The sequence below is a fragment of the Scytonema sp. UIC 10036 genome, from assembly GCF_009725235.1.
In genome coordinates, this window is record NZ_WJFC01000131.1 from 24,305 (window position 1) to 35,588 (window position 11,284).

The window sequence follows — 11,284 nt, forward strand, 5'->3', positions numbered from 1 at the left end:
CAACGCAGTAGCCAGTAGTATAAAAATTCAATAAACTAAAGAGACTGAGTCTACTTGAGATTTACGCCCCTATCTTGCAACAAAAGTTTTAATGCCATTTCGCGATCGCCCTTTTGAAGAGCATTGATAACGAGTACCTGATTCTTGTCTTGCTCCTGCGCTCGAAACCAATTTTTCAGCCCTAGCAGCATAGATAAACCACCTATTGCAGCATCGTCAATACCTCCTATGACTGGAAAAACATCAGGAGCAAAATCCGACGGACTGATAATATAAATTATTCCAAAAATTACCGTAAATGCTGCTACGAAGTCATTTGGCATTGTGCTCAGAACGTGGCGTACTCCGACTTTTATCGAGCTTGGCACGAATTTTAGCCCTATGGTGACGGCAAGCGGATGCCTGTGTTTGGTTGCAAAAACTAAGCCAAGGCGAAAACCACCTGCTGAAATTTCTCTGCTAGCAACAAAACCGCCTCTTCAATCACAAAACGTCGCGGCTTGCCATTTTCTTTGCTGAGTTGTTCTACAACCAAACCAGCTTTTTCAGAGATTCTCGGTGGTTGGTATTCTCTGCCACGACCAGCATATCTCCATGGCGTTGGCTCTTTTTTCGGTTGCTTATCCTTATAGTTCTTAGTTTCAGTTTGAATATCTTTTTTGGAAACCTCTTCGGTGCAAGCTTTCTCGATCGCGGACTTGATAACTTCTACTGGCGTCCGACCTGTGGCTAATTTATAGAGTGCTGCCAACGAGAGGTTGCGATTGATTTGATCGAGTTGTTTGGTAGTGAAACTTCCAAGTATGGGTGCTAGCTTCAGCAAGTGGTTGGCAATGCTTGCTGACCATCCTAAAGATTCGGCTAAAGCTTGTTCATATTGTTTGGGCTTCAGTTTCTCTTTCAGAAACAGCAATAACTGCCCGATTTTGGCGGCTCCTAGTAATATGGAGGGATTTGTGTATGTAATCTCGGCGATGACTTCTTTTATCAAATCTTTACCAGGTTTAGCGAGTCTACGAATGAGATATTGAACTTCTTCGGCAACGGTTTGTGAAAAATTTCCAGCAGGAGTTGGTTCCGGCGCTTTAGTCATGCTAAGATCACTCCAGAATTATTAATTATTTTCTTTTGGGGAAGTGCTCTTGGACCACATGAGCGCTTCCATGTTTATTAATGATACATGATTCCGGAAATTTTTCTTGTAAAATTTTCTATAGAGTTATAGATTTTGCCAGAGAAAAATAGTGCCTCTACAGGTGCAACGCGATCGCCGTCTTGAAAACCGAATTGCAGCAGTCGGTGTCGGCGTAGGAGTAGCCTCCACAAAATCTTCTGCTTTTTCAGCACTCGTGAAAGGCTTGACTCGGTTCTATCCCATAAAAGTAGACTCGAAAAAATTACCTTGGGGTGAGCCGTTATCTAATTTAACTCATACAATTGTTTGGTACTTAAGGGAATCAAATAGGTTCTTAGAAGCCGCACTTGCTGCTCTGGATTGAGCAATTACTGGTGCCGATCTGATGATTTACCGTTACTGGCAAAGTATTTAGTTCATGAATTTTTGCAACAATCAGATATACATAGGCAGATTAAGACGTTGTTGAAGCAGAAGAACTTGCTCGGCAAGAAGTCCAAGAACTACTTAACAAAGCAACTCAGGAACTGGACAAAAAAAACTTTGAGGCAGCCAAGTCCTACTTTGATCGCGCTATAGATATTAATCCTGAAAACGCTGAAGCTTGGCATGGACTTGCCATATCTCTTCAGAATTTAAATCGTATCCAGGAAGCGATCGCTGCATTTAACCATGCCATGGCTATCATGAGTGGTTTTGCCTTGGAAGACTTAAAAATCTACGAAGACATTGTATCGAATCTTAAGCAAATCAACCCGCAGCTATTCAAGGAACCTTCTGTCTATAGTGTGCTTGGCGAAGTCCTGAGAAAATTAGGATTTTATCAAGAAGCGGTAGTTGATTACAACAAAGCCTTTCGACATTTCAACGAAGACGATCCATACAACTACCTTGTTTATACGGGAAGTGGTAGTACTTTTAGAAAATTAGGACGCTATCAAGAGGCAATATCAAATTACGACAGAGCCATAGGGCTAAAACCAGACTATTATCTCGCCTATTGCAATCGGGGCGACATTCTAAAAGAGTTGAAACGTTATCAAGAGGCAATATCTGATTACAATGAAGCCATCCGACTACAACCAAATAATTATTTTGCTTACAATGGGCGAGGTAATATTTACAGAGAGTTAGAGCGTTATCAAGAGGCGATATCTGATTACAACAAAGCCATAAGGCTACAACCGAACAACCACCTTGCCTACAACAATCGCGGTGCTGCTCTCAGAAAATTAAGATTAATAAATGAGGCGATATCTGATTTTAACCAAGCTCTGCAACTGTCGAGAAATCAGAACTGGCGAGCTTGGGTAAACTTGGGTTGGACATACTTTCAAGATTTAGAGCAGTACGAAGAAGCTTTACGAATCTGGGATAAAGGATTACAAGAATTAGAACGATTGCAGCAACTACAGCCTAACCCTGAGTACAATAGAGGTCGCGGTGAGTTGTACTGGTGTAAAGGTATATATTCACATATTGTTGTCTATCAAACCTTAATTCTGTATTTTCACGTAGATCGTAAAGAAAACAATTAATAGGCGGTTCTGTCGTTTGATCTTCCCAAGTTTTAGTGGGACGCTCAAATTGAATGCTATGAGGTTGCATTCCTGACATCACTTCACTTAGTAAAATCCTGAGTGTTTAGTTTAAGTAATGAATCATCACGGTAAAAGGGGGATAAGGGAGAAAAAAATAATGACCAACGACCAATGACAAAAAACTGTAATTATCTCAATGTCACTGGTAGTATACAGCGTAAATACGTATGTTCTTTGTAACAAATAATCATTTATAAAGGTTGTGATTAGGGTCTAGCCAAACAATATAAAAAATATTTTCAAGAAAAAAGCCATGAACCCTGCCATGTTCGTTTGATGATATCTGAAACTGATAAGCTGAGTTGACGATTTGCTCCTCGTTCGGTATGCCAAAGCCATTTGGTTCTGTTGTATCTTTCCAATCTATCAAATGGCATCGAAGACTTTTACTACGATTGTTAATAATTTCTGCAAATGTTAAGGTTGATAAATCTCGCAATCTCATAAGAAGAGATTCAAAATACTTAGTATCTCGATTTTGAATGGTGAATTTTGGCTGATCGTTCTGGAGATATCTAAAAGAAAAACTAGTTCCTTGTGGTATCTCTACTGGTATTCGTTTAATTGCAGATGTAGATTGTTTATTACGGGTATCTATTTTTTTAGGTTTTTTAGGCGGCACGTTCTTTGTAGAAGATTCTCATGGATTCTTTAGTAAGAATCGCATGAGAAGGTTCATCTCTAGCTAAACCTTTTCTCGCCAACTTCCAAGGCTCTTCACGAGTGACCATTAGTTCTAGTTCATACCCATCACAAATAAAATACTCCTCAGTCAAATTCTCTAAAAATTCTTCTAATTCTGGTATAAACTTAGGCCGCTCAACTTCTTTAAGAATCGGCTTCCACCCAAATTCTTTATACTTATAAAACAAAGAAGGAATAACTGGACCATGTACCCAAGCTTCAAAGTCTTCCTCAAATAAAGGAGTATCATAAATTCCTAAATGCCAAGCTTGAGCATAATACACAAGTTTTTGCAGCTTCAGGTTACTGATAAATGAACCTGTCTCGTTAGCTACGTAAATAAAATAATCTGCAATCGCATCTAAGTTTGTAATTGCCATACATAAGAATGTACTGTCCTGCATAAATTAACTATACCTCACCTCTCCTAATAAGTTTCGAGAAAGAATTCATTGGCTACAACTTCTCATACCACATTCGCAGGAACCTGGTATTCATCGCTAAAAAACTGCCGTGCGATTTCAGTCTCGCTCAAGCAGGCATTGCTAACTTAATGTCAACTTATTGTTTGGCTTCAAAATCTAAGCCACAGTGAAAACTACCTGCTGAAATTTCTCTGCTAGCAACAAAACCGCCTCTTCAATCACAAAACGTCGCGGCTTGCCATTTTCTTTGCTGAGTTGTTCTACAACCAAACCAGCTTTTTCAGAGATTCTCGGTGGTTGGTATTCTCTACCTCCACCGACATATCTCCATGGTGTTGGCTGTTTTTTCGGTTGCTTATCCTGATATTTCTTGGTTTCAGTTTGAATATCTTTCTTGGAAACCTCTTGACTGCAAGCTTTTTCTAACATCGACTCAATCACCTCCACTGGTGTGCGACCTGTGGCTAATTTGTAGACTGCTGCCAACGAGAGGTTGCGATTGATTCGAGCGATTTGTTCGGTGGTGAAACGTCCAAGTATGGGTGCGAGCTTCAGCAATTGGTTGGCAATGCTTGCTGACCATCCTAAAGATTCGGCTAAAGCTTGTTCATATTGTTTGGGCTTGAGTTTGTCTTTAAGAAATAGCAATAACTGCCCGATTTTGGCGGCTCCTAATAATATGGAGGCATTTGTGTAAGTAATCTCCGCTATAACTTCTTTTATCAAATCCTTACCAGGCTTAGCGAGTCTACGAATGAGATATTGAACTTCTTCGGCAACTGTTTGTGAAAAATTCCCAGCAGCAGCTGGTTCCGTCGCTTTAGTCATGCTAAGATCGCTCCAGAATTAATAATTTTATTTTTTTTTGAGGAAGTGCTCTTAGGCAATATGAGCGCTTCCTAATTTATGAATGATACAGCATTCCGGAAATTTTGCTTGTAAAATTTTCTCTAGAGTTATAAATTTTGCCAGAGAAAAATAGGGCCTCTACAGGCGCAAAGCGATCGCAAGCACATTTCAAGATTTCGCGATCGCTTTCCAAAAAGGCTTTTACTTACTAGTGGATCTAGTTTATATCCTTGTATCGTACCTGCGAGTTTTAGAACAGCCACAAGGCCTTACGCCCCTACAACATTGCGGTTCATCTAGGTGAACTAGAGATATACTCATCCTCTTCACCTAGTTCCACATAAACCCAACATCCTTGATTCCCTTACAAGTATATTCTTATGTCTTACGAGGTATATCTAAGGCATAAAACGAGCGACTATATTATCATGGAAAACCCCTCCGCATAGCCTACAGTGTACACCACCGTAGCTGTATATCGAGATGGGAAATTCTGCGAGAAAGGTTAAAAATAATCCTTTAATCCTTATGGCAAATCAACTATTTGTAGCAGCAACCTTCATTGGATTTCTTGTCCTAATCGTCTCTGTCGGAATTTACTCATCCACTCGCAAGCAAAATACTACTGCTGATTACATACTAGCAAGTCGAGCAGTCAGTCCTTGGCTAACTGCCTTGTCAGCAATGTCTACGGGACAGAGTGGTTTGTTGTTTCTAGGTCAGGTTGGTTTTGCCTACAAAATAGGAATTTCTTCTATTTGGCTGGTTATTGGCTGGGCAATAGGAGATTATTTAGCTTGGTTGTTCTTTTTCAAACGGTTAAGACAAATTTCAGAAGACACCTCGTCTGATACAGTTTCTGCTTTTCTGGCTCAAAATCACTCCGGTGCTCGTTGGATTTCTATTGTGTCGGCTGTGGTAATTATCGCTTTTCTGGGTTCCTACGCAGCATCACAACTGGTAGCAGGAAGCAAAGCTCTTCACGTAGTGTTTGGTTGGGACTACTCACTAGGAATTGTGCTGGGAGCTATCATCGTTATTATTTACTGTTTTTCTGGGGGTGTTCGTGCCGAAATCTGGACAGATGCAGCTCAAGGAATCGTTATGATTGCTTCGTTGCTGTTACTGCTAACTGTTGCGATCGCCAAATGTGGTGGTATCGGCGAACTCTGGACAAAACTTTCTTCCATTGACTCGCAACTCGTTAACTTAAATCCCAAAAATCTTCCTCTGGGCTTTGTGCCTTTTTTTATTGGCTGGATAGTAGCTGGGTTTGGAGTAGTCGGTCAACCACATATATTGGTGAGAGCTATGGCGATCGACTCACCTAACAATATTAACCGTGCTCTCAATATCAAAACCATTTGTGCTCTGATTAATTCTTTTTCTGCTATTGGTATAGGATTGACGGCAAGAGTACTTCTGCCCGGATTGATGACGGGAGGCGATCCAGAATTAGCTTTACCTTATTTAGCCGGTGAGTTATTACCTGCTATCTTTGTTGGGCTGATGCTATCAGGAGTCTTTGCTGCTACCATGTCTACTGCCGATTCTCAAATCCTTTGTTGTTCGGCAGCGATTACGCAAGATATATTTCCTCAATTTGCCAATTCTTACAGACTGGTAAAGTTAGGAACCTTAACAGTAGCAATGATAGTTTTAAGCATTGCACTCGCAGGTGATAATAATGTCTTTCTTTTCGTCACATTTTCTTGGTCTGCTTTAGCTTCAGCATTAGGTCCATTACTCATGTTGCGTGTTTGGCAGTTTCCTATCACTACACCTGTGGCTATATTAATGATGGTGGCTGGTATTGCTGCGGCTCTCAGTTGGAATCTTGTCTTGAAATTGTCTCCTATTGTTTACGAAGTTCTGCCGGGAATGGTTGCAGGTATGCTTGTTTATTTGATAGCTCGTATTTTTACAAAAAAAAGGCAGATGGTAGAAGACGGAAGGGGGAAGATAGAAGGCAGAAGGTAGAAAATTAAGATAAAAACCGATAAATTAAAGAATGTAAACATAGCTAAAATCCCACGAGTGACAAATGACACTTGACAAATGACAAATGACCATAATTCTTACAAATGATGACGGGATCGACGCCCCTGGCATTCGCGCACTTCTGAAAGCTGTCAATCATCAAGAAGTTATTATTGCCGCTCCAAGAGATCACCTCTCTGGTTGCGGACACCAAGTTACAACCACTCAAGCAATTCAAGTGAACCGACGCTCAGACAATGAGTATGCGATCGCAGGCACTCCTGCAGATTGTGTCAGAATTGCAATATCACATATTTGTCCAAATATCAAGTGGGTACTATCTGGCATCAATGCAGGAGGAAATCTCGGAGTTGATGCCTACATTTCCGGTACTGTTGCGGCAGTGCGAGAAGCTGCAATGAACGGTATTCCCGGAATTGCGGTTTCTCACTATCGCAAACGAAATGTAGTCAAGATATCAAATAGCGTTAAAACGTAATAAATCATGGTCAATCGTAGTAAAACTGTATTCATAGCCATCGGATCGATGAATAAGTTTAATGTGTTGTAAACCAATTTCAATCCGATGCCCGCTAATTAGTACCTCTACTCCTCTATTTGTAGGCGTTTTGACTCTAGCACGATAAATTCCCGCTTTAATGTGTTTGCGATCTTTGAGCAGATTACAAATCACATAATCACCAGCTGTAGCGTGAGTATATTTCTGATTTTTACTCACTAACTTGACTTCTTTTTTACCAGTGATGGGATTCTTTTTGATGCTAGCGATCGCTGGAAAACCTTTAGCATTGACTCTCTGTACTTGTCTTGTGCCGTGTCCTTTACAAGTAAGGCGCAATGGTTGACATATTCGCAATTTAACTATTTCTGATGTTCCTACACAAGCGCTATCAATCCAGTGAGCTTTTGGTAATCCGCTTTGAATACGAATCATTTTAGTAGATGCACCATCACCACTGATTACAGGTAATCCGAATTGCTGTGCCTGGTAAAATATGGCTTTACGGGTAGAGTTAACAGCCGCAGCATCACTTAATGACTTTTTCTGATGTGATTTAATTTTTTGAAGAATTTCGCCTTTGTTCTTGAGAAATTGCTCTATTGGCTTATTTCCCTTTTTCTGGTTACATTTCTCGCATGATAAAGTCAGGTTTGAGAATCGGTCACTGCCTCCTTTACTTCGTGCATTAATGTGTTCTATTTGTAAGGGGACATCTGTTTGACCACAATAAACACATTCTCTACCCCAATGCTCAAGCAACGCTTCGCGTAGAGTGTAACCCCACAGTGTCCCCTGCTGATATTCGATCCCTTCGATATCAGGTGTTTCCAATTTTTGCAGATCGAATTTAACAGATTCAATTGCAATTGATTTAATGGGAGCTATTTTCAGCAATCGTTTGATCCAAGTCTGGGTGGTTAACAACCGATGCCTTAAAGATGGTGCTAGCCAACCATCTGGCTTTTTGCGGTCAAACCGTTTTTTACGATAGCGAAGTCTTCTGGATCTTCTAGAACGTCGAACACCAGCACGTTTAATCAATTCCATTTTAATACGATCACCTCGGTGTTCTAATTCCATTGCCCAGACAACTTCATTCTTATTTAAATCTACTAAGCTAATCCCCGTAAATTTTGAACCGGGATCGCAGCGAAGTTCTAAATAGGGTTCTACATTTTCATCAACATCCTTATCTAGAATTAGAGTAAATGGGAATAGCCTTAGCTTCCTAGCTTTGCCCTGAGACTGTAGAATCCTCGCTCTAGCTGGTGTTGTTGGTTTTAGTATTTTGCCATTCTTGCTTAAAATGAATATTGAGTTTGTAATCATCATTTGATGAATCTCCCTATTGGGGTATAGTTTGCCTTGACACGGCTTAAGAGCTTCACATGATAGTTATGGTTTTGCACTGTCGTGATGCAGCCATGTTCCTTCCCCGACGCTTGAGGCTGGCTAACCTCATTGAGTCATCACTCTTAAGCGGACTAAAATCCTTGCGGATAACATAGAATAAACAGTTCTATGCTGAGTCATGGTGAAGTCAGTTAATCGAATTGCTCCGATTGACTACGAATTACTCCGTTTCACGAACTTCTCGTAGATTGGGATGTTTTGGCAAGATGGACATCTGATGTTTTGGCTGATTTACTCAACCGTCCTTTAGAACCAGAAACCTTCTGGAACGTCAACCTACCCCATCTTATGCCAAGAGAACCCGATCCAGAAGTAGTGTTTTGTCAACCCTGTACAAAACCCTTACCTATCAACTACCGTGTTGAAGGTGATAATTTTTATTATTATGGAGAGTACGCCAAACGCGATCGCACTCCCGGCAGCGACGTAGATATATGCTTTTCCGGTAAAATTGCCATTACTCAGTTAAAGATTTAACCAAGAAAGGTACACATCATCCTTCATTCCGATGGTCCTTCAATCAACGTCATGAGACGATCTAAGGTTCGCGTCAGCTGTGTGAGTTTTTGCAAAGAGTCATCTTGAGTGTCCGCAAGAGTTTGCACGGCATCACACAGGGCAAAAATTTGATACCCTTGCTGCTGTAGTTGTCTTCCTTGTGCTTCAACTTGGACGCTAAGATTATCCACTCTTTCTGCGAGACGTTCTATAGTCTCTGTAGTAGAAAGCACAGCTTCTCCAATTTGTTCCACGATGGACTCTAATCTGCCTACTTTGATTTGAGACCCTGCTAGTACCATTTCTTTTGCACCTTCGGTTTGATAGTTTTCAGTATTTTCTTGTAAGAAATTTGAAATAAATATATAGTCAGCCATGCAAAATAAACATTGCTGATTGAATAGTATTCTGCTAAAGTCTCTAATACACTGGTGTAAACCCTTAATTTAGAGCGTTTTCACGATTTGTAATCAAAAGTATTTTCTCGGAGATGCACAGAACAAAGTTAAATTCTGTTCCAATACTTGTCGGTTAAGCCGAAAAAGTCGAAAACGCGTAGGTTGGGTTGAGGAACGAAACCCAACTTGTCAGTTAAGCCGAAAAATCCGAAAACACTGCAATTTCCATCTCCGAGCAGTATTGACAGGTAACCCGATTTTAAGATCGGTGACAGCGAGGCTCTGCTTCGTACTCTGTGGTAAAGCACAGGAGGCGGAGCCTCCCGTAAGGCATTCCCAGGCTGAGCCTGGGAACGAGGTTGTAAAAAGTTTCGAATGCCCCTCAAAATCATTGTGGTGGACTACTAGTCACCAGTCACTGCTCCCTGATGTACTTAAGATAGTAGTAATTTATAACACACAGTACAGAAATTATCCACACTTCTATTTACAATTCATCGCCCAAAAGTTAGATCTATTTTTCTTTATACGAAATTTATAATAGATCGCGATCTCATGCAGATGGATGAAGATTCAGTGAAAGTACTGTTGATCTCGATTCCCTTTTATGGAACTGAGTTTATAGTCAAAGTAATTATTACGTGATTCTACGTTTTTCGCTCAACTGGCTTGACAATGTACCAGATATCTTACACAACCATTGTTGAAGGTGCAGCTGCTAATACTTGGGATTTGCAACTAGAACCTCATGCTTCTGTCAACTCTAAATTTAAACGTCTCTTAGACATCTTAGGAAGTTTAGTAGGTCTATTCATTCTTGCAATTATATTCCTACCCGTGGCAGTAGCAATTAAACTAGATAGCCCCGGTCCAATCTTCTTCTCTCAAGAACGTTACGGGCTTCACGGACGCTCCTTCCGCCTGTGGAAATTTCGCTCTATGGTTTCAAATGCCGAACAATTGAAATCAATGGTGAGAAATGAAGCCAACGGTCTTATTTTTAAGAGTAAAAATGATTTTAGAGTAACAAAAGTAGGACGGTTTTTAAGAAGTACAAGCTTGGATGAATTGCCACAGTTTTGGAACGTTCTAGTAGGTGAAATGAGTTTGGTAGGTACTCGTCCCCCTACAGCAGATGAGGTAGCCCAATACAATCAACGCCACTGGCAACGTTTAAACGTTAAACCTGGGTTAACTGGTGAATGGCAAGTCAACGGTCGCTCTCACGTAAAGGATTTTGAGCAAATTGTAGATCTGGACTTGCAATATCAAAAGAAGTGGTCTTCATTGTACGATTTACTCTTGATCGCCCGGACGTTCATCATCCTTCTAGGTCGGGTTGGAGCTTTTTAGAAAAGACTAGCTACGAGTTGTTAGTCATTAATTTGTAGCTAATACAAACTTAACTTAGAGGGTTGGTAAATACGCAGTACTAAGTATTATGTAAACCCAAGTCAGCAATGTGAAATAATAAGAGGGTGCGATTTCAAATTAGGAACCACCCTTTTATTTTATGTAAAACTTAAGCAGTCTGAAAAAGGAGAGGAGATTACGTTATTTCCATTCCAGAATTTCAGCAACCTGCTCTGCAAATTTTAAGATTTCAAAAGGTTTAGAAATTATTCCTACCACATTTAAATTGACAAATTGATTTAAGTTTATTTTTTGCACTTTATCAATTAGTAAAATCATGGGAACTTTTTGATTGATTAAATGACTTTGTAACTCTTGAAAAAAGGAAAAGTTGTCTAAATGAGCCATTATTACATCTATAATCA

General features: G+C 40.2%; 11 protein-coding genes and 3 pseudogenes. 6 read left to right on the forward strand and 8 right to left on the reverse strand.

What is annotated here, in order from left to right:
- Nucleotides 1-50 precede the first annotated feature (50 nt).
- A complete protein-coding gene (locus F7734_RS40685; protein WP_155750104.1) occupies nt 51-323 on the reverse strand; it encodes a DUF1232 domain-containing protein in 273 nt (90 codons plus the stop codon).
- A gap of 98 nt (nt 324-421) precedes the next feature.
- Nucleotides 422-1,093 (reverse strand): hypothetical protein, encoded by a 672-nt coding sequence (locus tag F7734_RS40690; RefSeq protein ID WP_155750093.1) that lies wholly within the window; start codon nt 1,091-1,093, stop codon nt 422-424.
- Between the two features lie 151 nt (nt 1,094-1,244).
- Here F7734_RS40690 and F7734_RS40695 point away from each other — a divergent pair, with 151 nt between their 5' ends.
- On the forward strand, nt 1,245-1,499 hold the full coding sequence (locus F7734_RS40695) for a hypothetical protein (RefSeq protein ID WP_155750094.1): 255 nt from the start codon (nt 1,245-1,247) through the stop codon (nt 1,497-1,499).
- A 313-nt stretch (nt 1,500-1,812) separates the two neighbouring features.
- The gene (locus F7734_RS40700; protein ID WP_155750095.1) at nt 1,813-2,673 is read left to right on the forward strand and encodes a tetratricopeptide repeat protein; all 861 of its coding nucleotides are present in this window, start codon (nt 1,813-1,815) and stop codon (nt 2,671-2,673) included.
- Between the two features lie 250 nt (nt 2,674-2,923).
- Here F7734_RS40700 and F7734_RS64345 read toward each other — a convergent pair whose 3' ends face one another.
- The 3 genes from F7734_RS64345 to F7734_RS40720 all read right to left on the reverse strand — a co-directional run bounded on the left by F7734_RS64345 (nt 2,924) and on the right by F7734_RS40720 (nt 4,673).
- Nucleotides 2,924-3,358 carry a hypothetical protein gene (locus tag F7734_RS64345; RefSeq protein WP_166482460.1) on the reverse strand — a complete coding sequence of 145 codons (435 nt, stop codon included), beginning with the start codon at nt 3,356-3,358 and terminating at the stop codon, nt 2,924-2,926.
- Nucleotides 3,348-3,800, reverse strand: coding sequence for a type II toxin-antitoxin system antitoxin SocA domain-containing protein (locus F7734_RS40715; RefSeq protein ID WP_155750097.1), 453 nt, complete (start codon nt 3,798-3,800; stop codon nt 3,348-3,350). Before F7734_RS40715 ends, F7734_RS64345 begins: the two co-directional genes overlap by 11 nt.
- Nucleotides 3,801-4,001: 201 nt before the next feature.
- Nucleotides 4,002-4,673, reverse strand: coding sequence for a hypothetical protein (locus tag F7734_RS40720; RefSeq protein ID WP_155750098.1), 672 nt, complete (start codon nt 4,671-4,673; stop codon nt 4,002-4,004).
- Between the two features lie 549 nt (nt 4,674-5,222).
- On the opposite strand from F7734_RS40720, the gene F7734_RS40725 reads away from it, so the two are divergent.
- Both F7734_RS40725 and surE read left to right on the forward strand, forming a co-directional pair.
- Nucleotides 5,223-6,674, forward strand: a complete 1,452-nt coding sequence (locus F7734_RS40725) for a sodium/proline symporter (RefSeq protein WP_155750099.1) — start codon at nt 5,223-5,225, stop codon at nt 6,672-6,674.
- Between the two features lie 85 nt (nt 6,675-6,759).
- Nucleotides 6,760-7,134: pseudogene (surE, locus tag F7734_RS40730) on the forward strand (5'/3'-nucleotidase SurE); the annotation flags it as partial.
- An 18-nt stretch (nt 7,135-7,152) separates the two neighbouring features.
- On the opposite strand, the gene iscB reads toward surE, so the two are convergent.
- Complete coding sequence (iscB, locus tag F7734_RS40735) at nt 7,153-8,526, reverse strand: RNA-guided endonuclease IscB (protein ID WP_155748294.1); 1,374 nt, start codon at nt 8,524-8,526, stop codon at nt 7,153-7,155.
- 258 nt (nt 8,527-8,784) lie between these two features.
- On the opposite strand from iscB, the pseudogene F7734_RS40740 reads away from it, so the two are divergent.
- Nucleotides 8,785-9,087 (forward strand): annotated as a pseudogene (locus F7734_RS40740) (5'/3'-nucleotidase SurE); the annotation flags it as partial.
- Between the two features lie 23 nt (nt 9,088-9,110).
- Here the strand turns inward: F7734_RS40740 and F7734_RS40745 are convergent.
- A complete protein-coding gene (locus tag F7734_RS40745) occupies nt 9,111-9,410 on the reverse strand; it encodes a hypothetical protein (protein ID WP_155750106.1) in 300 nt (99 codons plus the stop codon).
- A 771-nt stretch (nt 9,411-10,181) separates the two neighbouring features.
- On the opposite strand from F7734_RS40745, the gene F7734_RS40750 reads away from it, so the two are divergent.
- A complete protein-coding gene (locus F7734_RS40750; protein ID WP_155750100.1) occupies nt 10,182-10,859 on the forward strand; it encodes a sugar transferase in 678 nt (225 codons plus the stop codon).
- 201 nt (nt 10,860-11,060) lie between these two features.
- Here the strand turns inward: F7734_RS40750 and F7734_RS40755 are convergent.
- Nucleotides 11,061-11,284: pseudogene (locus F7734_RS40755) on the reverse strand (two-component system response regulator); the annotation flags it as partial.

Coding starts and splice junctions, on each gene's coding strand:
- F7734_RS40720 (WP_155750098.1), bottom strand. CDS start 4,673: ATGACTAAAGCGACGGAACCAGCTGCTGCTGGGAATTTTTCACAAACA.
- F7734_RS40700 (WP_155750095.1), top strand. CDS start 1,813: ATGGCTATCATGAGTGGTTTTGCCTTGGAAGACTTAAAAATCTACGAA.
- F7734_RS40745 (WP_155750106.1), bottom strand. CDS start 9,410: ATGGTACTAGCAGGGTCTCAAATCAAAGTAGGCAGATTAGAGTCCATC.
- F7734_RS40725 (WP_155750099.1), top strand. CDS start 5,223: ATGGCAAATCAACTATTTGTAGCAGCAACCTTCATTGGATTTCTTGTC.
- F7734_RS40750 (WP_155750100.1), top strand. CDS start 10,182: ATGTACCAGATATCTTACACAACCATTGTTGAAGGTGCAGCTGCTAAT.
- iscB (WP_155748294.1), bottom strand. CDS start 8,526: ATGATTACAAACTCAATATTCATTTTAAGCAAGAATGGCAAAATACTA.
- F7734_RS40715 (WP_155750097.1), bottom strand. CDS start 3,800: ATGGCAATTACAAACTTAGATGCGATTGCAGATTATTTTATTTACGTA.
- F7734_RS40685 (WP_155750104.1), bottom strand. CDS start 323: ATGCCAAATGACTTCGTAGCAGCATTTACGGTAATTTTTGGAATAATT.
- F7734_RS40690 (WP_155750093.1), bottom strand. CDS start 1,093: ATGACTAAAGCGCCGGAACCAACTCCTGCTGGAAATTTTTCACAAACC.